Source organism: Lacinutrix sp. MedPE-SW, from assembly GCF_001874145.1.
Taxonomy (GTDB): domain Bacteria; phylum Bacteroidota; class Bacteroidia; order Flavobacteriales; family Flavobacteriaceae; genus Lacinutrix.
The window spans coordinates 159,177-178,904 of the sequence record NZ_MPCX01000002.1; the positions used below are offsets into that span (position 1 = coordinate 159,177).

The 19,728-nt window shown below is 30.6% G+C and carries 23 protein-coding genes; 21 read left to right on the plus strand and 2 right to left on the minus strand.

Translation table 11 applies throughout. From position 1 onward, the window contains the following. Positions 1-54 precede the first annotated feature (54 nt). From BM549_RS02945 to BM549_RS03045, 21 genes are all read left to right on the plus strand, one after another. A complete protein-coding gene (locus BM549_RS02945; protein ID WP_290468899.1) occupies positions 55-504 on the plus strand; it encodes a hypothetical protein in 450 nt (149 codons plus the stop codon). 38 nt (positions 505-542) lie between these two features. Further along, entirely contained in the window at positions 543-1,046 is a 504-nt protein-coding gene (locus BM549_RS02950; protein WP_290468900.1) for a hypothetical protein, read from the plus strand. 159 nt (positions 1,047-1,205) lie between these two features. Continuing rightward, complete coding sequence (locus tag BM549_RS02955) at positions 1,206-3,764, plus strand: hypothetical protein (protein ID WP_290468901.1); 2,559 nt, start codon at positions 1,206-1,208, stop codon at positions 3,762-3,764. Between the two features lie 11 nt (positions 3,765-3,775). Then, the gene (locus BM549_RS02960) at positions 3,776-4,180 is read left to right on the plus strand and encodes a polymer-forming cytoskeletal protein (RefSeq protein ID WP_290468902.1); all 405 of its coding nucleotides are present in this window, start codon (positions 3,776-3,778) and stop codon (positions 4,178-4,180) included. Then, positions 4,152-4,373 (plus strand): AtpZ/AtpI family protein, encoded by a 222-nt coding sequence (locus BM549_RS02965; protein ID WP_290468903.1) that lies wholly within the window; start codon positions 4,152-4,154, stop codon positions 4,371-4,373. Before BM549_RS02960 ends, BM549_RS02965 begins: the two co-directional genes overlap by 29 nt. Beyond that, positions 4,366-4,755 (plus strand): DUF6168 family protein, encoded by a 390-nt coding sequence (locus tag BM549_RS02970; RefSeq protein WP_290468904.1) that lies wholly within the window; start codon positions 4,366-4,368, stop codon positions 4,753-4,755. Before BM549_RS02965 ends, BM549_RS02970 begins: the two co-directional genes overlap by 8 nt. Before the next feature lie 93 nt (positions 4,756-4,848). Next, positions 4,849-6,039 carry a F0F1 ATP synthase subunit A gene (gene atpB / locus BM549_RS02975; protein WP_290468905.1) on the plus strand — a complete coding sequence of 397 codons (1,191 nt, stop codon included), beginning with the start codon at positions 4,849-4,851 and terminating at the stop codon, positions 6,037-6,039. Positions 6,040-6,078: 39 nt separating this feature from the next. Further along, entirely contained in the window at positions 6,079-6,267 is a 189-nt protein-coding gene (gene atpE, locus BM549_RS02980; RefSeq protein WP_013869696.1) for an ATP synthase F0 subunit C, read from the plus strand. 100 nt (positions 6,268-6,367) lie between these two features. After that, a complete protein-coding gene (locus tag BM549_RS02985) occupies positions 6,368-6,868 on the plus strand; it encodes a F0F1 ATP synthase subunit B (protein WP_013869697.1) in 501 nt (166 codons plus the stop codon). A 77-nt stretch (positions 6,869-6,945) separates the two neighbouring features. Then, positions 6,946-7,476, plus strand: coding sequence for an ATP synthase F1 subunit delta (gene atpH / locus BM549_RS02990; RefSeq protein ID WP_290468906.1), 531 nt, complete (start codon positions 6,946-6,948; stop codon positions 7,474-7,476). 59 nt (positions 7,477-7,535) lie between these two features. Then, positions 7,536-9,116 carry a F0F1 ATP synthase subunit alpha gene (atpA, locus tag BM549_RS02995; RefSeq protein WP_290468907.1) on the plus strand — a complete coding sequence of 527 codons (1,581 nt, stop codon included), beginning with the start codon at positions 7,536-7,538 and terminating at the stop codon, positions 9,114-9,116. Between the two features lie 119 nt (positions 9,117-9,235). After that, the gene (atpG, locus tag BM549_RS03000; protein ID WP_290468908.1) at positions 9,236-10,099 is read left to right on the plus strand and encodes an ATP synthase F1 subunit gamma; all 864 of its coding nucleotides are present in this window, start codon (positions 9,236-9,238) and stop codon (positions 10,097-10,099) included. Between the two features lie 118 nt (positions 10,100-10,217). Continuing rightward, positions 10,218-10,733: a hypothetical protein gene (locus BM549_RS03005; protein ID WP_290468909.1), complete on the plus strand. Its 516-nt coding sequence runs from the start codon at positions 10,218-10,220 to the stop codon at positions 10,731-10,733. 40 nt (positions 10,734-10,773) lie between these two features. After that, on the plus strand, positions 10,774-11,259 hold the full coding sequence (locus BM549_RS03010) for a hypothetical protein (protein ID WP_290468910.1): 486 nt from the start codon (positions 10,774-10,776) through the stop codon (positions 11,257-11,259). Between the two features lie 92 nt (positions 11,260-11,351). Next, positions 11,352-12,812 (plus strand): oligosaccharide flippase family protein, encoded by a 1,461-nt coding sequence (locus tag BM549_RS03015; RefSeq protein WP_290468911.1) that lies wholly within the window; start codon positions 11,352-11,354, stop codon positions 12,810-12,812. Positions 12,813-12,881: 69 nt separating this feature from the next. Then, positions 12,882-13,316, plus strand: coding sequence for a dUTP diphosphatase (gene dut, locus BM549_RS03020; protein ID WP_290468912.1), 435 nt, complete (start codon positions 12,882-12,884; stop codon positions 13,314-13,316). Between the two features lie 55 nt (positions 13,317-13,371). Continuing rightward, positions 13,372-14,391 (plus strand): sugar phosphate nucleotidyltransferase, encoded by a 1,020-nt coding sequence (locus BM549_RS03025; protein WP_013869705.1) that lies wholly within the window; start codon positions 13,372-13,374, stop codon positions 14,389-14,391. Positions 14,392-14,410: 19 nt separating this feature from the next. Next, entirely contained in the window at positions 14,411-14,713 is a 303-nt protein-coding gene (locus BM549_RS03030) for an antibiotic biosynthesis monooxygenase (RefSeq protein ID WP_013869706.1), read from the plus strand. A gap of 1 nt (position 14,714) precedes the next feature. Beyond that, positions 14,715-16,082, plus strand: a complete 1,368-nt coding sequence (locus BM549_RS03035) for a tetratricopeptide repeat protein (RefSeq protein ID WP_290468913.1) — start codon at positions 14,715-14,717, stop codon at positions 16,080-16,082. Beyond that, positions 16,083-16,859: a DUF4292 domain-containing protein gene (locus BM549_RS03040; RefSeq protein WP_290468914.1), complete on the plus strand. Its 777-nt coding sequence runs from the start codon at positions 16,083-16,085 to the stop codon at positions 16,857-16,859. Then, positions 16,859-18,082 (plus strand): peptidoglycan DD-metalloendopeptidase family protein, encoded by a 1,224-nt coding sequence (locus BM549_RS03045; protein WP_290468915.1) that lies wholly within the window; start codon positions 16,859-16,861, stop codon positions 18,080-18,082. Before BM549_RS03040 ends, BM549_RS03045 begins: the two co-directional genes overlap by 1 nt. Before the next feature lie 53 nt (positions 18,083-18,135). Here BM549_RS03045 and BM549_RS03050 read toward each other — a convergent pair whose 3' ends face one another. Together BM549_RS03050 and BM549_RS03055 are read right to left on the minus strand one after the other, a co-directional pair. Then, positions 18,136-18,645: an acyl-CoA thioesterase gene (locus tag BM549_RS03050; protein ID WP_013869710.1), complete on the minus strand. Its 510-nt coding sequence runs from the start codon at positions 18,643-18,645 to the stop codon at positions 18,136-18,138. 112 nt (positions 18,646-18,757) lie between these two features. Further along, positions 18,758-19,696, minus strand: a complete 939-nt coding sequence (locus BM549_RS03055) for an SPOR domain-containing protein (protein ID WP_290468916.1) — start codon at positions 19,694-19,696, stop codon at positions 18,758-18,760. Positions 19,697-19,728 lie beyond the last annotated feature (32 nt).

Genomic DNA, 19,728 nt, shown 5'->3' on the forward strand with positions numbered 1-19,728 from the left:
AAATCAATACACGCCATAAATATGGACAAATACAAGAAAAATAAAACTCCAATAATGGAAAAAAACAAAATAAATATATTCCAAAGTAAGTATTTAGACTTATTTACCGATTTTGGATATGGAGTAAATTCATTAAGTGATATTTTACAAAGCTTAGGATATAATATTGAGAATCTTAATTCTTCTTCAGGAAAAACAGAAGCTATTGATGCAATAGGCCAACTTTTAGAAAAAGAAATTATTTACGTTTTACATTGGGGGAAACACCATAATATTATAAAAAATTTAGATTTAAACTATAAACAAACTTTAATATTTATAAATGAAATATGGTTTGAAAATGCAAACTATTCTGATTTTTTAGATATGGTAACTTTTAAATATACCGATTGGTATTATAACAAATTAAAAGAAGCTGGAATAGATGTTAACACAGATTGGGGGTTGTTTGGCAAAGAATTTGTCCCAAATATAGAAGAATGGATTAAAGAGAAAAGACCGTAAATAAAATGAAAGTAAAAAGTATATTTTGCATTATAATATTGATTATTAATTCATCATGTTTTTCTCAAAATAATAGAATTGAGAATAAGTTAATGGAGTGCTATTATCAATCCTTTCAAGACAATGGAATTGAAATTAAAAAGCTAATTCATGATTATGAAAACCTTTTAATTAATGAAGGTTTCTTAAAAGATAATAGTGCAAAAAGTTATATAACTTTTTTACAGAATTTTTCAAATCAAAACATATATACTCCATCAAAATTTTTTTGTGTTGAATCCCAAAATATAAAAAAATTGAATGAAGTTAATTACTTAGAATGTAGAAAATTAGTACTAGAAGACTTTAAACATACCAATACTTCAAAATTAGAAAGTATCGAAAAAGCTGTTATAAATAATTCTAATCCACAAAATGTAGTTAAAGACATGCTAAAAGTATTAACTAAAGAAGATTTTGAAATTGAATATTATAAGAGACAAGCTTTTTTAGTTTTTTGTTTAATTGATACTGAAGCTGGTCTTAAAAAAAGAGATGATTAAAGTATAAATTGATAAATTGTAATATACAGTCTTAGTCTATTTTTAAGCATTTTCTCTTGTTTTCTACCAAAAACACAAAAAGATGCTTATTTTTACGTGCTTATCTATGTATATAACAATATTCTTAATAGATTATAGTTATGTATTAGACTAAAAATCATGACGTTGAAAATACCTAAAAAACTCATAGTACTTGCAGTATTTACTGCTTTAATAGCAACAAGTTGCTCAAGAAAAAACGATAGTTTTCTTAACAGGAGCTACCATGCTATAGGTGCAAAATATAATAAACTTTATAACGGCAATAATGCCTTAGCAAAAGGCCAGCAAACACTTAACGACGGTTACCAAGACAACTATTGGGAAATTTTGCCAATAGAGCGTATGCAAGTCACCGAAGAGATTACATTACCTGGACAAACAAAAAATGCCGATTTTGAGCGTGCCGAAGAAAAAGCAGTAAAAGCCATTCAAAAAAATGGTATGAATATTCAAGGTAAAGAACGAAACCCACAAATAGATGAAGCGTATTTACTATTAGGAAAAGCACGTTATTTCGACCAGCGTTTTATTCCAGCTTTAGAAGCGTTTAACTACATATTATATAAATACCCAGCAAGTAGTAATATAAATCAAGCAAAAGTTTGGCGAGAAAAAACAAACATGCGCTTAGAAAACGATGAGCTGGCAATAGTTAATTTAAAACGTTTATTAGAAGAAGAAGAACTTGAAGATCAAGATTTGGCAGATGTAACTTCTACATTAGCACAAGCATACATAAATTTAAAATCTTTAGATAGCGCATTAACACAAATAAAAATAGCCTCTCAAGAAACAAAAAAAGCGTTCGAAAAAGGAAGATATAACTTTATAAAAGGTCAATTATATAATGCATTGCAAGAAAAAGACAGTGCAAATATGGCTTTTGATGAAGTTATAGATTTAAACCGAAGCATTCCTCGTAAATATCTAATTAACGCATACATTGAAAAAACGAAGAATTTTGATTACGAAAACGGTAACAAATTAGAGTTTCAAGAATTACTTACGCGTTTAGAAGAAGAAAGAGAAAACAGGCCGTTTTTAGATAAAATTTATCATCAAATTGCGCAGTATCACTTAAAAACGAATAATGACTCTTTAGCAACAATTTACTACAATAAGTCACTGCGTACCAATTCGCCAGATAAAATTTTGGTAGCAAAAAACTACGAGACGCTTGGTGATATGAATTTCGATAAAAACAACTATAAAACGGCTGGAGCATATTACGATAGTACAATGACGCGTATGGTTTTAAATAGTAAACCATATAGAGTTATAAAACGAAAAAGAGAAAATTTAGACGATGTTATTTATTACGAAGATGTAGCACAAAAAAACGATAGTATATTAAGAATTGTTGCCATGCCAAAAGCAGAACGCTTAGCTTATTTTAACAACTATATAGCAAAACTAAAAGCCGAAGCAGAAGCAGAAAAAGAACGTATAGCAATAGAAACTCAAAAAGCTGGATTAGCAACTAATAACGCGGGTGATACAAATAATAGTAATTTTATAAAGCCAGCAAGTGGTTTGCCACAAGGTTCATCGTTTTACTTTTATAACGATCAAACAGTTGCATACGGTAAAAATGAATTTACTCGTATTTGGGGAGATAGAGAATTAAAAGATAATTGGCGTTGGTCTAGCACAAAATCTGCAGTGGCGATAGAAAATGCCTCAAATACTTTTCAAGCAGACGTAGCACAAGATGAATTATTTGATGTTAAAACCTATTTAGATAAACTTCCAAGTAGTGATGCCGAGATAAAAGATATTGTAAAAGAACGTGATTATGCATATTACCAATTAGGCTTAATTTATAAAGAAAAATTTAAAGAATATGAGCTTTCAAAAGGTAAATTTCAAGCACTTTTAAATAACAAACCAGAAGAACGCTTAGTGCTACCTTCTAAGTACAATTTATTAAAAATGTACGAGATTTTAGGTAGAGAAGCCGAAGTTAATATACTTAAAAACGAAATCATAACTAATTATCCAAACTCTAGATATGCTAGTATATTAAGTAATCCAGATCTAGCTTTAGCGAAAGATGAAAACAGTCCAGATAGTGTTTATGAAGCAATTTACAGTAAATTTGAAAATCAAAAATTTTCTCAAGTAATTATAGAAACCGAAAAAAATATTAAAGCTTTTGAAGGTGATGCCATTGTACCAAAACTTGCATTATTAAAAGCATCTGCAATTGGGCGTTTATATGGTTTTGAACAATATGTAAAAGCAATAAGTAATGTTGCAATTGCCTATGCTAATACAACAGAAGGTTTACAAGCACAGATGATTTTAGATAAATCTATAGAAAACTTGAGAAATCCAGATTTTTTAGATGACTCTGCTGCTACGAGCGCAAAAGTAGTATATCAATTTACTAACGCAACACCAGAGCAACTAAAGGCATATAAAGAAATAGTAGATAAAGCGGCAACAAAAATGAATTATAACCGCTTATCTACATCAATAGATATTTATAGTCCAGAAAAAACGTTTGTAGTCGTTCATGGTTTACGAAGCATAGAAAGTGCAAAAGGATTTACATCTTTGTTTGAAGAAGAGGAACAATCAAAGTTATCTAAACCATTTTTTGGAATATCTTCAGAGAATTACAGGATTCTTCAAATTCACAAAAACTTAGAATCGTATTTAACAAACCAATAAAGAAAAGCATTATGTTTTCTGATAATAAAAAAATGAAAAACGAAAATAACAACACATCAATACAAAATTTAATAGCAAAAGGAACCAAAATAGTTGGGTCTTTTGTAAGCGAAGGAGATATTAGAATAGATGGCGTTATAGAAGGTGATGTAAAAACACCAGGAAAAGTAGTAGTAGGTAAAACAGGTGAGATAAAAGGATCTTTAGAAAGTAGTAATGCTTATTTTGAAGGTAAGTTTTCTGGAAACCTAAACCTAACAGGAACATTAACTTTAAAGTCTACAGCTTTTATAGAAGGAGATGTAGTAACACAAAAATTAGCGGTAGAACCAGGAGCAACTTTTAATGTTTCATGTGTTATGAAAACAACTGTAAAAGATATAAAAGGTGGATCGAAAACCCAAAAAACAGCTTAGTCCCTATATCAGGTTTACAACTGTTGCTTTTCAAATGGGTGCCATAATTTGGTTAGGCAACTTGCTTGGCGAATGGTTAGACACAAAATATCAAACGACGTACTGGGAAAACACAATAACGTTATTTGCTGTTTTTGCTGCAATGTACCTTGTTATAAGTCAAGTTTTGAAAATTTCTAAAGACAATGATTAAAAAAATTTTAATTTATTTTTTTTCATTTTCTATTTTATTTGGTTTGGCTTTTACAATTCAAAATCAAATAATTACTACCTTTAAAATAGAATTAGGTTTTTCTGTTTTAGCAATTTATAGTTTCCATAGCATTGCTTCTTTTTTAATTTGTGCTACTATTTTAATACTATCAAAAGCTCCAAAATGGCAACCACAGTTAGGTTTTGTTTATATATTTTCTTTTGTACTTAAGTTTTTATTTTTTGCAGCAGTATTTAAAGAGTCTATTTTTAAAGCAGAAAATTTATCGAAAACCGAAAGCTTAAACCTCCTAATTCCACTAGGTATTTTTCTATTTTTAGAGGTCTATTTTATAGCAAAAATTTTAAACCAGAAAGACTAGAAAAAGTTATTCTCGAAAAATTAATTTTATTTTCAAATAATTACATACCTTTGCACGGAATTTAAAAACACGGTTTTTTTGATTTTTTTAACAATGAAGGTAGCTAAACAAACTTTTAAATTTTTCGTCATTATCACAATGCTCTTTGCAAGTGCATCTGCAATGGCTAAAACACCTGTTACAGAAGGTAATAATAATGGTGGTCAAGTAGATACAAAAACAGAGATAGATGGTTATATACTGCATCACCTTCAAGATGCACATGACTTTACATTGTTTTCTTACACGAATGATAATGGAGAGCGTAAGCACTTCGGTTTTCCTTTACCGGTAATCTTATGGACTTCAAAAGGACTAGTTACATTTATGTCTTCAGAGTTTCACCATAATGATGATGGACATGTAATTGTAGAGAAAAATGGTTTAAAGTTTGCGAAAATTCATTCAAAAATTTACGAATTAGATGGTGCTGCAACTGCAGTAGCTTTCGATGAGGAGCATCATGCAACAAATGCACATAAAGTTTTAGACTTATCTATAACTAAAAGTGTACTTGGTGTGTTGTTAGTTGGTTTATTAATGTTGTTTGTATTCTCTAGATTAGGGAAACAATATAAAAACAAACAAATACCAACTGGTTTTGGTAGAGTTTTAGAGCCGTTAGTAATATATGTTAGAGACGAGATTGTGAGACCTAACATTGGAGAAAAACACTATAGAAAATTTACAGGTTACTTGTTAACAGTGTTCTTTTTTATATGGATATTAAACTTATTAGGTTTAACACCATTAGGATTTAACGTTACAGGACAATTAGCTGTTACAGCTTGTTTAGCTATATTTACACTTATAATATATTCTGTAAGTGGTAATAAAGATTACTGGATGCACATTTTCTGGATGCCAGGAGTGCCAATTTTAATTCGTCCAGTATTAGCTGTTATTGAGTTAGCAAGTGCATTAATAATAAAGCCATTTTCATTATTAGTACGTTTATTTGCAAACATTTCTGCAGGTCATATTGTAGTAATGAGTTTAATTGCAATAATGTATAACTTAAGAGAGTCGTTTGGTGTGGTTGGTTCTACATCTTTAGCAATATTATTATCGTTTTTTATAACATTAATAGAAGTATTAGTTGCATTCTTACAGGCTTATATATTTACAATGCTTTCAGCATTATTTATAGGTATGGCAGTTGCAGAGCACGACCACGATCATGAACATGATGCAGAAGGTCACGAAATCGCAGACACAGAAGATGTAAGGTCAGATTTCATTTAACAAAGAGTTTTTTTAATTTAACTATATAATTTATTTACTATGTACAATTTAATTGGAGGTGGTTTAATCGTAATCGGAGCAGGTTTAGGTCTTGGTCAAATTGGTGGAAAAGCAATGGAAGGTATTGCACGTCAACCAGAAGCAGCAGGAAAAATTCAAACAGCGATGATTATTGTTGCAGCACTATTAGAAGGTTTAGCATTTGGAGCTTTATTCTTAGCGAAATAAGAAAAAGTATCAAATCAAACTTACAAAAACACTATCCTGTAACGGTTGGTTGCAGGACGTGTTTTTAAAATTAAAACAAAACACTTAATTATTTAATAAGATGGATAAATTATTAAACGATTTTTCACCAGGACTATTTGTAGTACAAACAGTATTACTACTATTATTAATTTTCTTAATGGTGAAGTTTGCATGGAAACCAATTCTTAACTCTCTTAATGAAAGAGAAGAAGGTATTCAAGGTGCTTTAGATGCAGCAGAGAATGCTAAAAAAGAAATGGCTAACTTACAGGCAGATAATCAAAAATTATTACAAGAAGCGCGTTTAGAAAGAGAAACAATGCTTAAAGAAGCGCGTGAACTTAAAAGTAAGATGATTGCAGATGCAGAAGCAGAAGCTCAATCACAAGCTAATAAAATGATTGCACAAGCTCAAGAAGCTATCGCAAGTGAAAAGAAAGCAGCAATGGCAGAGTTAAAAAGTCACGTTGCAGGATTATCTCTTGATATTGCAGAAAAAGTAGTACGTCAAGAATTATCTAATAAAGACAAGCAATTAGAATTAGTTGAGTCTATGTTAGGTGAAGCAAAACTTAACTAATTATTATATTTATAGTTTTAAACTTAAATATAAAGCAAGTATAATTTAAAAAGATTTCCACTGTAGTGGGCATAAATATGGCAAGAGCAGCAATACGTTACGCAAAAGCAGTATTAAGCATAGCAAATGATCAAAACACGGCAGAAGCTGTAAATAAAGACATGACGCTAATTGCTAATACTATTGCCGAAAACAAAGATTTAAGCAACATGCTTTTAAGTCCTGTTATTACTCCTTCAATAAAAAAATCGGCTTTATTAGAGATTTTTAAAGGAATTAATACAGTAACTTCTAATTTAATCGATACACTTATTACAAATAAGCGAATAGATATAATTAGTAATGTGGCATCAAAATATACAGAGTTATATGATGCATCAAAAGGCATTCAAGTAGCAACAGTAACAACAGCTGTAGCTTTAACAGATGATTTGAAAGCTAAAGTATTAAACAAAGCAAAAGAATTAACTGGAAAAGACGTTACAGTAAACAGTATTATAGATGAAAGCATTTTAGGTGGTTTCATTTTAAGAGTGGGAGATATACAGTACAACGCTAGTATCTCTAATAAACTCGACAAATTAAAAAGAGAATTCACAATAAATTAAAAATGTTAATCGGGCACTTAATTTTAAGTGAACGTTTAATATCTAATATCTAAATAAAGATGGCAGAAGTAAAACCAGCTGAAATATCAGCAATCTTAAAACAACAACTTTCAGGTTTTGAAGCAAGTGCTTCATTAGACGAAGTAGGAACAGTATTAACTGTAGGTGATGGTATTGTACGTGCTTACGGATTAGCAAATGCTCAATACGGAGAATTAGTAGAATTCGATGGTGGTGCAGAAGGAATTGTATTAAACTTAGAAGAAGATAACGTAGGTATCGTACTTTTAGGTGGATCTACAGGTGTTAAAGAAGGTTCAACTGTAAAACGTACTTCTCGTATTGCCTCTGTAAAAGTAGGTGAAGGTATTGTAGGTCGTGTTGTAGATACTTTAGGTAACCCAATAGATGGTAAAGGACCAATTGCTGGAGATACTTACGAGATGCCATTAGAGCGTAAAGCTCCTGGTGTAATTTACAGAGAACCAGTAACAGAACCATTACAAACAGGTATTAAAGCTATTGATGCTATGATTCCAGTTGGTAGAGGACAACGTGAGTTAGTTATTGGTGACCGTCAAACAGGTAAAACTACTGTTTGTATTGATGCTATCTTAAATCAAAAAGAATTTTACGATGCTGGTAATCCAGTATATTGTATATATGTTGCTGTAGGTCAAAAGGCTTCAACAGTAGCAAACATTGCTAAAACTTTAGAAGAAAAAGGAGCTTTAGCTTACACAACAATAGTAGCTGCAAATGCAAGTGATCCTGCTGCAATGCAAGTTTATGCACCAATGACTGGAGCATCTATTGGAGAGTACTTTAGAGATACTGGTAGACCAGCTTTAATTGTATTTGATGATTTATCAAAACAAGCCGTTGCATACCGTGAAGTATCTTTATTATTAAGACGTCCACCAGGACGTGAGGCATATCCTGGAGATGTATTTTACTTACACTCTAGATTATTAGAGCGTTCTGCAAAAATCATTAACGATGATTCTATTGCTAAAGAAATGAACGATTTACCAGAGACTTTAAAACCTATGGTAAAAGGTGGAGGATCTTTAACAGCTTTACCAATTATTGAAACACAAGCAGGAGACGTTTCGGCATATATACCAACAAACGTAATTTCTATTACAGACGGACAAATTTTCTTAGATGGAGATTTATTTAACTCTGGTGTACGTCCAGCAATTAACGTAGGTATTTCTGTATCTCGTGTTGGTGGTAATGCACAAATTAAATCTATGAAAAAAGTATCTGGTACTTTAAAATTAGACCAGGCACAATTCCGTGAATTAGAAGCTTTCGCTAAGTTTGGATCAGATTTAGATGCTGTTACTTTAAACGTAATTGAAAAAGGAAAACGTAACGTAGAGATTTTAAAGCAAGGACAAAACGATCCTTATACTGTAGAAGATCAAGTTGCAATTATATACGCTGGTTCTAAAAACTTATTAAAAGATGTACCAGTAAATAAAGTAAAAGAATTTGAAAGAGACTTTATCGAATTCTTAAACGCTAAACATAGAGGTGTTTTAGATACTTTAAAAGCAGGAAAATTAACTGATGAAGTTACAGATACTTTAGTAAGTGTATCTAAAGACTTATCAGCTAAATATAGAGCATAAAACAATTAATAATTTAAAGTTATAAGCTTTTAGCTTATAACTTTAAATTTTAATAATTAAATAATTGTCACTCTAGGAGTCAAGCAAAGCGAGAACCAAGAGTCTTTATAATATAGAGAATGGCGAATCTAAAAGAAATACGTAATAGAATATCTTCAGTGTCTTCAACGATGCAGATTACCAGTGCCATGAAAATGGTATCTGCTGCAAAGTTAAAAAAGGCTCAAGACGCTATTACTGCAATGCGTCCTTATTCAGATAAATTAACAGAGCTTTTACAAAGCTTAAGTGCTACTTTAGATGAAGATGCTGGAAGCAAATTTTCAACGCAACGAGAAGTAAATAATGTTTTAATTGTAGCTATAAGTTCTAATAGAGGTCTTGCAGGTGCATTTAACTCTAACATTATTAAGCAAACACAAAATTTGGTTGATAATGTATATGCAGGAAAAAACGTATCGGTTTTAGCAATAGGAAAGAAAATTAATGATGCTTTTTCTAAACAAGGTATTGTTATAGATAACAAAAGCGATATATACGACGACTTATCTTTTAATAATGTGGCAGCTATTGCTGAAACTTTAATGGATAAATTTGTTGATGGTGAGTTTGACAAAATTGAAATTGTATACAATAAGTTTAAAAATGCCGCTACTCAAATAGTAATGACAGAGCAGTTTTTGCCTATCATGCCTATTGAAGGAAGTGAAGCAAATGTAAATGCAGATTATATATTTGAACCGTCTAAAGTTGAAATAATAGAAGAGTTAATACCTAAGTCTTTAAAAACCCAATTATATAAAGGTATTAGAGACTCTTTCGCTTCAGAGCATGGTGCACGTATGACGGCTATGCACAAAGCAACAGATAACGCTACAGAGCTTAGAGACCAGCTTAAATTAACTTATAACAAAGCACGTCAAGCTGCAATTACTAACGAAATACTTGAGATTGTTGGGGGAGCAGAAGCATTAAATAACTAAAATAGAACTCTAAGTATTATTAAGAGTTTATAATATATATTAAACCTTATTCAATTTTGAATAAGGTTTTTTTATGCATTAAATTTTCATTTTCTATATTTAGAGAATACAATTTATTATGAAATTACTTCAAACAGTTATTATTGCTTTAATAAGTTTAACATTAGTACAGTGTAAAAATTCACAAGCAACAACCCAAAGTGATAAAAGCGGTAAAGTTATTCTAGAACCTAACCCAGAAATAAGTGTAACAAAACCATACTTTCAAAAATGGAGTGCAGGACAAGAATCTTCAGGTTCTGGTTACACATTGTATTTTCCTAATTTAATAAATAGAAATAATTATAAGCTTGAAAATGTTTACTTTAGAGGTTTGATAGGTGAAATTAAAATTGGTAAAGCCTTATATTTTTCAAAGTTAAATAGTAAGAAGCCAGACGTTATAATGTCTGGTAATACTAATAAAGAGTACGGTAATACTTTACCCAATAAAACAAAAGTTTTGCCGTTTACTTTAAAAAGTAACGAATGTGTAATTAGTTATAGAGCCAACAAAGAAATAAAATATTTTAAAATTGAAAACTTAACCGAAAAGCCTGGTGAGTTCTTCCCAAGCGCACCACCAAAACACTAATTATATTTAAAAAATCAACCAAATCACTACCTACTTAATCATGAAAATTTTTAAACTAACATTAACACTACTACTTGTTGTTACATTAAATTTTAGTTGCTCTTCTACTAAACGAGCACATAAATTACCAGTAGAAAAAGAAACAACATTAGCCTTTACAAAACCTTATTTTCAAGTTTGGAATGCTGCAATTAAATATGGAAGTCGCGGCGCTAAGTTATATTTGCCAAATTTGCAGAGCAGAACAAACGCTAAAATAGATAAAGTTTATTTTAGAGGTATGTATGGCACTTTAGAAAAAGGACGCTCTTTATTTACAGCAATTGTAACAAAACCGGTTTTAAATGATGGTTCTCCAAACCCAAATGTTGAGCAAATTGAATTTCCATTCGATTTAAGACCAGACGAATGTGTAGTAAGTTATATTGAAGAAGGAAAAACTAAATATTTTTTAATTTCAGGATTAGCAGAAAGAGAAGGTATTTATTATCCAGATGGTCCACCAACTGTAGTAACTAGAGAATAATACTATTTTAGTAATAGAATAGAGTTAATAGCTTTCAAACTTTGTTGGCTGTACTAAAATCAATACATTTAGGGTTATAATAAATTAGTACATTGAGCGGATTTAAATCTCTTTTTAAACAAACATTCATTTACGGCTTAGCAACAGTGTTGCCTAGAATGTTAAGCTTTATATTAGTACCGCTTTATACAGATCCTGCAGTTTTATCTACTGCAGAATATGGTCGAGTTTCTTTTATATTCGCATACTTTGTATTATTTAATGTTATTCTGGCGTATGGTATGGAAACCGCATTTTTCAGGTTTTTTAATAAAAACGATAACCCGGAAAATGTAACAAATACATCTGCAACATCAATAATTTTAAGCTCGTTTAGCTTATTAGGTATAGCCTTTTTATTTAGAAATCAAATCGCTTCACTTGTAAACATTGAGCTTAAATATCTTAATCTAGTTTTTTTAGTTTTACTATTAGATGCTTTAGTAATTATACCGTTTGCATGGTTAAGAGCAACTGCAAAGCCTATGCGATATGCAGTTATAAAAATTTTAAATGTAGCTGTAAACTTAGGTTTAAATGTTTTTCTATTACTCTACTTAAAAGACTTAGCACAAAACAACAATGTATTTATTAGCATTTATAAGCCAGATTTTGAAATTAGCTATATATTTATTTCTAATGTAATAGCTAGTGGTATTACACTTTTAATTTTACTACCATTTTATACTAAAATCAAGTTTCGTATTGATGCCGTTTTATGGAAAAAAATGATGAAATACGCCATGCCCGTTTTAATTGCTGGTATAGCTTATTCTATAAACGAAACTTTTGATCGTATTCTACTTGAACAATTGTTACCAGAAAATATAGCCGATGAGCAAATTGGCATGTATTCGGCTTGTTACAAACTAGCTTTGTTTATGACGCTGTTTGCAACAGCATTTAGATTAGGAATAGAACCATACTTTTTTAGCCACTCTAAAACCAAAAACCCTCAAAAAAATTACGCTAAAATTTTAGAGTTTTTTGTAGCATTTGGTTCTGTTATTTTTTTAAGCGTTGTAATATTTGCAGATGTTTTAAAACCATACATAATTAGAAGTGAAGATTATTATCAAGCCATGTGGATTGTTCCTTTTATACTTTTAGCCAACTTTTGCTTAGGTATTTATCACAACTTATCTGTTTGGTATAAAATAACAGATCGTACAAAGTATGGTGCTTACATTTCGGTGTTTGGAGCAATAGTCACACTATTATTAAATTACATATTAATTCCAATAATTGGTTATAAAGGCTCTGCTATAGCAACGCTTTCAGCTTATTTAATAATGATGTTACTATCATTTTATTATGGAAAAAAGTACTATCCAATTCCATATAATTTAAAAAAGATTGTACTATACTTTAGTGTGTCAACATTATTTTCAATGGTTTACTTCTATAATTTTAGAGGTAATTATTTTATAGGAATTGGAGCATTAATTGTATTTTTAGGCATTGTTTTTCAGCTTGAAAAAAAAGAAGTAAAACAAATATTAAAAAGCAAATAAAAGTCTTTTAAGCTTGTAATGAGAGTACTATAAAAATTTAAGGCTTTAGTTTAACAAACAAATTTTAGAATGCAAATTAAAATAATAAACAAATCAGCTCACGCTTTACCGCATTACGAAACTAATGCATCTGCAGGAATGGATTTAAGAGCAAACTTAAACGAAAGTATTGTTTTAAAACCTATGGAACGTACTATTGTTCCAACAGGCTTGTTTTTAGAGCTGCCAGTTGGTAGTGAAGCACAAGTAAGGCCAAGAAGTGGTTTAGCAGCAAAAAAAGGCATTACAGTACTTAATGCACCAGGAACGGTTGATGCAGATTATAGAGGAGAAGTTGGTGTGATTTTAATAAACCTATCAACTCAGGATTTTACAATAGAGAATGGCGAACGTATTGCTCAATTGGTAATAGCAAAACATGAACGAGCAGAATGGGAGCAAGTTGAAATACTTTCTCAAACTAAGCGTGGCGAAGGTGGTTTTGGGAGCACAGGAGTAAAATAATAAATTAAGATTTTAGTATAACAATTAAAACATACCTGCTTTAGCAGGCACAAATATGAAAATAATAGTACCAATGGCAGGACGAGGTTCTCGTTTACGCCCACATAGTTTAACAGTACCAAAACCATTAATTCCAGTTGCAGGTCAACCTATTGTACATCGTTTAGTAAAAGATATAGCAAAGGTTTTAAACCAACCAATAGAAGAGATAGCTTTTGTATTAGGTGATCCAGCATGGTTTGGTGATGATGTTGTAGAAAGTTTAAAAGCATTAGCAGAAAGCTTAGGTGCAAAAGCCTCAATTTATCGTCAAGACCAACCATTAGGAACTGGTCACGCTATAATGTGTGCAAAAGAATCCTTATCTGGACCAGCAGTAATTGCCTATGCAGATACTTTAATTCGTGCAGATTTTAATTTAGATCCAGATGCAGATGCTGTAATTTGGGTAAAACAAGTTGAAAAGCCAGAAGCTTATGGAGTTGTTAAACTAAATGACAAAAAAGAAATTGTAGAATTAGTTGAAAAACCAGAACAATTTGTAAGCGATTTAGCAGTAATTGGCATCTATTATTTTAAAGAAGTATCTGTATTAAAAGCTGAACTTCAAAAAGTACTAGATAATAATATTATTAATGGTGGTGAATACCAAATTAACGATGGTATAAAAGGCATGATGGCTAATGGAAAAGTTTTTAAAACAGGTGAAGTTAGCGAATGGATGGACTGTGGAAATAAAACTGTAACCTTAGAAACTAACCAACGCATGCTTGGCTTTTTACAGGCAGATGGCGAAGAGCAATTAGTGTCATCTACAGTAAAAAAGGATAATGCAACTATTATAGAGCCATGTTATATTGGTGAAAATGTGGTGTTAACCAATACCACAATTGGGCCTAACGTTTCTATAGGGAATAATTGTGTTATTGAAAACTCAACCGTTAAAAATAGTTTAATTCAAAACGAAACCACAATAAAAAATGCTAATTTAGATGAAGCTATGATTGGTAACCACGTAAAATATGATGGTAAATTTACCAAAATTAGTATAGGAGATTATTCTGTTTTGGAATAACTATTGATACCTATTTAGCATGTATATAGTTCTTTATTCATTTGTAATTAAACCCGCAAAAGAACAAAAATTCTTAATTGCTTGGAAAGAATTAACTGCGTTAATTATAAAATACGAAGGCGGTTTAGGATCTAGGTTACATTTAGAAAAACCATTAAATTATATAGCTTACGCACAATGGCCAAATAAAGAAACATTTACAAACGCAGGAGATAATTTACCAGAAACAGCAGAAAAACTGCGAAACATAATGAAGGAATCTTGCGAAACAATTAAAGTTTTAAATAAACTTGAAGTAGTAGAAGATTTACTATTAAAATAACATGATTAACAAACACTTTAAAATATTACTTTTTATCCTCGGAATATATCTATTACCGCAATACAATGCTGCGCAAGTAGATTTTAATAATGTACCGCAAGACGATTTAGGTAATGTAAAGAGTGAATTTCAGGATTTGTTTTACGAAGCATTAAAGCAAAAAGGCATTGAAAATTATGATAAAGCTGTAGTTGCATTACAAAAATGTTTAGAAATCGATGACTCAGAGTCTATATTATATTTTGAATTAGGAAAAAATTACAATAAACTTAAAAATTTTGGTGCAGCAGAAGATGCTTTAAAAAAGGCAGTAAGTAAAGATCCTGATAATGAATGGTATTTAGACGAACTTTATGAAGCTTATGCACAGCAAAAAGACTATGACAAAGCAATAAAAACAGTAAAGCAACTTGTTAAATTTCATCCAGATTATAAAGAAGATTTAGCTTCAATTTATGTTAGAACAAAAGACTATAAAAGCGCTTTAAAAGTACTAGATGAATTAGATGAAGAACTAGGAATTTCAGATTCTAGAGACCGTTTAAGAAATCAAATTTATAATGCTACCGGAAGAAAAAAAGCACAAATTAGAAATCTTGAAGATCGAGTAGATAAAAATCCAGATGCCGAAAAAAACTATTTGGCATTAATTTTCCGCTACAGCGAAAACAACGATAAGGAAAAAGCTTTTGAAACAGCAAAAAAGCTTTTAGAAATAAATCCAGAATCTCAATTAGTGCATTTGGCATTGTACAAATTTTATCTTGATGATAATCAGGCAGAAAAAGCAATAGAATCTATGCGTATTGTGCTTAATAGCAGGCAAATTAATGGAGAACCAAAATTAAAGGTTTTAGCAGATTTTATTCAGTTTGTAAGTAAAAACCCTAAATACGAATCAGATTTAGTAGATATAACATCATCTGTACCAGAAATAACTACAGATGTAAAAACACTAACAGAAGTAGCACAATATTATTTACTAAAAAACGAAAGAAAAAAAGCTTTAGAATATTATAAAAAAGCTCAAAATATAGAGCCTAATAACTTTACAATATTGCGTAATATATTATTACTTCATATAGATTTAAAAGAATATAAATTAGCCGAAGAAAAAAGTGACGAAGCTTTAGAGCGTTATCCATCTCAGCCAGTTTTATATTTATTAAATGGAGTGGCGTTAAATAATTTAAAACAACCTCAAGACGCTATAAATAGTCTAGAAACAGGATTAGATTATATTATAGATAACACTAAAATGGAAGTAGATTTTTATAAGCAACTTGGTAAAGCTTATACCGCTTTAAACAATTTTACAAAAGCAAAAACGTTTAACGATAAAGCAGCAAAGCTAGAACTCGCAAACTAAATGAACATAAAAAATAACGCTTTATATATTTTAATATTAATTACAACATTGTTTTTTAGTTGTAAATCATCTAAAACAGTAACAGCAAATGGCGAATTGAACGCTAATGCTTCAGCTAAAAACATTATTAAAAATATAGATAAAAACGCTTCGTCTTTTAAAACGCTTAGCGGCCGTTTAAAAATAGAAAGCATTCAGGAATCAAAATCACAATCTTACACAGTGTCATTACGTATGGAAAAAGACAAGGTGATTTGGTTAAGTAAATTAGGTATTGTTAGAGCAATTATTACTCCAAATAGAGTTGCTTTTTATAATAAATTAGATGGTACTTATTTTGATGGAGACTTTTCGTATTTAAGCAATTTATTAGGTACAGATTTAGACTTTAACAAAGTACAAAACATGATAATTGGTGAGCCAATATTTAAAGTTAATACTAAAGAATATGAAGCTTCGGTTTTTAATAAATCGTATTTATTACAACCAAAGCAACAACAAGATTTATTCGAGTTGTTTTTACTTATAAATCCATCACATTTTAAAATGGATTCTCAACAAATAGCACAACCAAAAGAAGCTCGTGTTTTAGAAATTAATTACGATAACTATCAAGAAGTCGATAAAGAAATTTTACCAGAAAACATTAAAATTATTGCAGTAGAAAATGATGAGCAACTACTTATTAACCTAGAATTGAAAAACTTATCTTTAGATGAAACACTACGTTTTCCTTTTACAATTCCTTCAGGTTATAAAGCTATAGAATTAAAATAATGTTTAAAAAAAACCTTTATATATTTTTAGGACTTTGCTTATTTAGCATCATGTTTTCTTTTGCACAAAGTAGCAAGCAAAAAGAATTAGAAAACCGTAGACTAGAATTAACAAGAGAAATTAATAAAATAAACGAACTGTTAGATTCTAATAAATCTAAGCAAAAATCTCAGATTACTGTTATAGAAGATTTAAACTATAAAGTAAGCGTACGTGAAAACCTTATAAAGGTCACAAACCAACAAGCAAATTTATTAACACGAGAGATTAATAATAACCAAAAAGAAATCTCTGCAAATAGAGAAGAGCTTAAAGTTTTAAAAGACAATTATGCGAGTATGATTAGAAAATCGTACAAAAACAAAAACAAAAGTAGTCGTGTAATGTTTTTGTTATCCTCAAGTAATTTTAAGCAGGCCTACAAACGTATACAGTATTTAAATCAATACGCAGATTACCAGAAAAAGCAAGGAGAAAATATTAGAACAAAAACAGAAGCTTTACAAAAAAGCAATCAAGAATTATTAAAGAAAAAGGAAGCAAAAAACAAACTTATTGCCGAAAATAAAATCGCTCAAAAAGCCTTAGAAAAAGAACGAAAAGAGCATGAGTCGATTATGAATGTTATTAAAAAGGATTTAAATAAATACGCTTCTCAAATAAAAGAAAAACAGCGTGAAGCTAAAAAAATAGATCGTGCTATAGATAAAATAATTAGAGATGCTATAGCAAAATCGAACAAATCTAAGAGTAAAGCAGCAGCATCGTCTAAAGGTTTTGCACTTACTGCAGAAGCTAAAGCGCTTGCTAAAGACTTTTTAAGTAATAAAGGTAAATTACCTTGGCCAGTTGAAAAAGGTATTGTAAAGGTGCGTTATGGGCGTCAACCATCGCCAATAGATAGAACTGTAACAATTAATAGTAACGGTGTAAGAATTTCTACCGAAAAAAATGCTAAAGTACGTGCTGTGTTTGCAGGAGAAGTAATGAGTGTTATTAAACAAAAACGAAGCAATCCAACCGTATTAATAAAACACGGTAATTACATTACAGTATATAAGAACTTAGGAAAACTATCTGTTAAACAAGGCGATAAAGTCTCTACAAAACAAGAAATTGGTGAAGTTTTTACAAATCCTGCTACTGGAGAAACGGTATTAAGATTTAGTGTTTATAAAGATAATTCAACAGAGAATCCTTCAAGTTGGATATTTAAGATGTAAAAAAAATTCCTGCGATAGCAGGAATTTTTTTTACATCTTTTAGTGTTCTATGCTTATTCAAACAAAGCTTTTAGCTCTGTAGCATCATCTGGTTTCATTTTACCAGCTAATACTAAGCTTAATTGTTTACGTCTTAAAGCTGCTTCAAAACGTTCAATTTCTAATTTGGTTTCAGGTATTAATTCTGGTACACGTACAGGTCTTCCTGTTTCATCGACAGCAACAAACGTATAAATAGCTTCATTAGCTTTATCTTTAATTCCAGACTCTCTATCTTCAATCCAAACATCTATATAAATTTCCATAGAGCTTTTAAAAGCACGAGAAACTTTGGCATCTACCGTTACAACACTTCCTAATGGGATAGCGCGATTAAAAGCTACGTGATTTACAGATGCTGTTACAACAATTCTACGAGAATGACGACGCGCACTAATTCCTGCCGCACGATCCATTCTTGCTAACAATTCTCCACCAAATAAGTTATTAATTGGGTTGGTTTCACCAGGTAAAACCATATCTGTCATTATTGTTCTAGACTCTTTTGCTGTTTTTGCTTCCATAATATATCCTACACGTGTAGGAATTTGTTTTAATCTATTCGCATTTAAAAATGCAAAGGTAAGCCGATTTAGATTTTTCAGCAGTAAGTTTTAGGAAATATTAAGAATATATTTAGTCTAACTTCTTAACTAATAACCAAGCATCACGATTACTATTCTGGCGAATAGTGTTTAGAGCTTTCATTGCCTCATCTCTATTAGCAAAGCTATTATAAGCTACTTGATGTAAACCGTATTGGTTAACACCTATTTTTCTAGCTTTAAAACCTTCAGCAATTAATTGTTCTACTTTTTTGTCAGAATTTGCTTCAACTCTATAAGCACCAGCAACAAGGTGATAATTTCCGCTTTGCTTAGTAACATTTAATTTTATTGCAGGTAAGGGATTGCTAATAACAAAAGTAGCTTCTTGTACTTCGTTATCTAATGCTAAATTAGCTTCTTCTTGAGCAATTTCATTATGTGCAGCAACACCATCTACATAGTATTTAGAAGCACCAAAACCTGTGATAGTTAAAGCAATTAATGCAATAGCAGCATATTTAAAGTACGGTCTTGCTTTTCTTTTTTCTTGAGAAACGGTAATAGGTACAACGTTTTCAATAGTTTCTACTTCTTCTTTATAAACTTCACGCGAAATTTTTGGAGAAGTATACTGTGCTAAGCCAAAAGCATCTGTTAAATAATTTAAATGATAGCTTGGGCTAAATTCTATTTTGCCTTCAGTATTTAATTTTAAGTCACCAATGTTTTTAAAGGCAAGTGTCTCACCTTGGGTTAAACAAGACTTTAAAGACTTTACACGTTTTTCAATTTTTAACGAAGCGGCTTCAAAAGGAATTTTCTCTACATCTGCTATATAACTTACTAATAAACCATCATTAGTTTGTATCTGCTCGTTAAAAGCTAAGCTCTTTTTTGGCGGATAAAACGCATTGGTAGTTTCGTGTACAGTTGCTGGTACGCGTTGCGATAAAAAGGCTCCAAAGTTAGGCACAGTAACGCATTCGTAACGGTATAGTAAATCGCTTATGTAGTGTTCTAATTGCATAAAACAAAGTTATAAATTTTTAGAAACGAACA

Excerpts from the sequence above, each read along its gene's own strand:
- BM549_RS03040 (WP_290468914.1), top strand. The coding sequence starts at position 16,083 with ATGAACATAAAAAATAACGCTTTATATATTTTAATATTAATTACAACA.
- BM549_RS03005 (WP_290468909.1), top strand. The coding sequence starts at position 10,218 with ATGAAATTACTTCAAACAGTTATTATTGCTTTAATAAGTTTAACATTA.
- dut (WP_290468912.1), top strand. The coding sequence starts at position 12,882 with ATGCAAATTAAAATAATAAACAAATCAGCTCACGCTTTACCGCATTAC.
- BM549_RS03010 (WP_290468910.1), top strand. The coding sequence starts at position 10,774 with ATGAAAATTTTTAAACTAACATTAACACTACTACTTGTTGTTACATTA.
- atpG (WP_290468908.1), top strand. The coding sequence starts at position 9,236 with ATGGCGAATCTAAAAGAAATACGTAATAGAATATCTTCAGTGTCTTCA.
- BM549_RS02960 (WP_290468902.1), top strand. The coding sequence starts at position 3,776 with ATGTTTTCTGATAATAAAAAAATGAAAAACGAAAATAACAACACATCA.
- BM549_RS03050 (WP_013869710.1), bottom strand. The coding sequence starts at position 18,645 with ATGGAAGCAAAAACAGCAAAAGAGTCTAGAACAATAATGACAGATATG.
- BM549_RS03030 (WP_013869706.1), top strand. The coding sequence starts at position 14,411 with ATGTATATAGTTCTTTATTCATTTGTAATTAAACCCGCAAAAGAACAA.
- BM549_RS02985 (WP_013869697.1), top strand. The coding sequence starts at position 6,368 with ATGGATAAATTATTAAACGATTTTTCACCAGGACTATTTGTAGTACAA.
- BM549_RS03045 (WP_290468915.1), top strand. The coding sequence starts at position 16,859 with ATGTTTAAAAAAAACCTTTATATATTTTTAGGACTTTGCTTATTTAGC.
- atpA (WP_290468907.1), top strand. The coding sequence starts at position 7,536 with ATGGCAGAAGTAAAACCAGCTGAAATATCAGCAATCTTAAAACAACAA.
- atpH (WP_290468906.1), top strand. The coding sequence starts at position 6,946 with ATGGCAAGAGCAGCAATACGTTACGCAAAAGCAGTATTAAGCATAGCA.
- BM549_RS02945 (WP_290468899.1), top strand. The coding sequence starts at position 55 with ATGGAAAAAAACAAAATAAATATATTCCAAAGTAAGTATTTAGACTTA.
- BM549_RS03035 (WP_290468913.1), top strand. The coding sequence starts at position 14,715 with ATGATTAACAAACACTTTAAAATATTACTTTTTATCCTCGGAATATAT.
- atpB (WP_290468905.1), top strand. The coding sequence starts at position 4,849 with ATGAAGGTAGCTAAACAAACTTTTAAATTTTTCGTCATTATCACAATG.
- atpE (WP_013869696.1), top strand. The coding sequence starts at position 6,079 with ATGTACAATTTAATTGGAGGTGGTTTAATCGTAATCGGAGCAGGTTTA.
- BM549_RS02955 (WP_290468901.1), top strand. The coding sequence starts at position 1,206 with ATGACGTTGAAAATACCTAAAAAACTCATAGTACTTGCAGTATTTACT.
- BM549_RS03055 (WP_290468916.1), bottom strand. The coding sequence starts at position 19,696 with ATGCAATTAGAACACTACATAAGCGATTTACTATACCGTTACGAATGC.
- BM549_RS03025 (WP_013869705.1), top strand. The coding sequence starts at position 13,372 with ATGAAAATAATAGTACCAATGGCAGGACGAGGTTCTCGTTTACGCCCA.
- BM549_RS02970 (WP_290468904.1), top strand. The coding sequence starts at position 4,366 with ATGATTAAAAAAATTTTAATTTATTTTTTTTCATTTTCTATTTTATTT.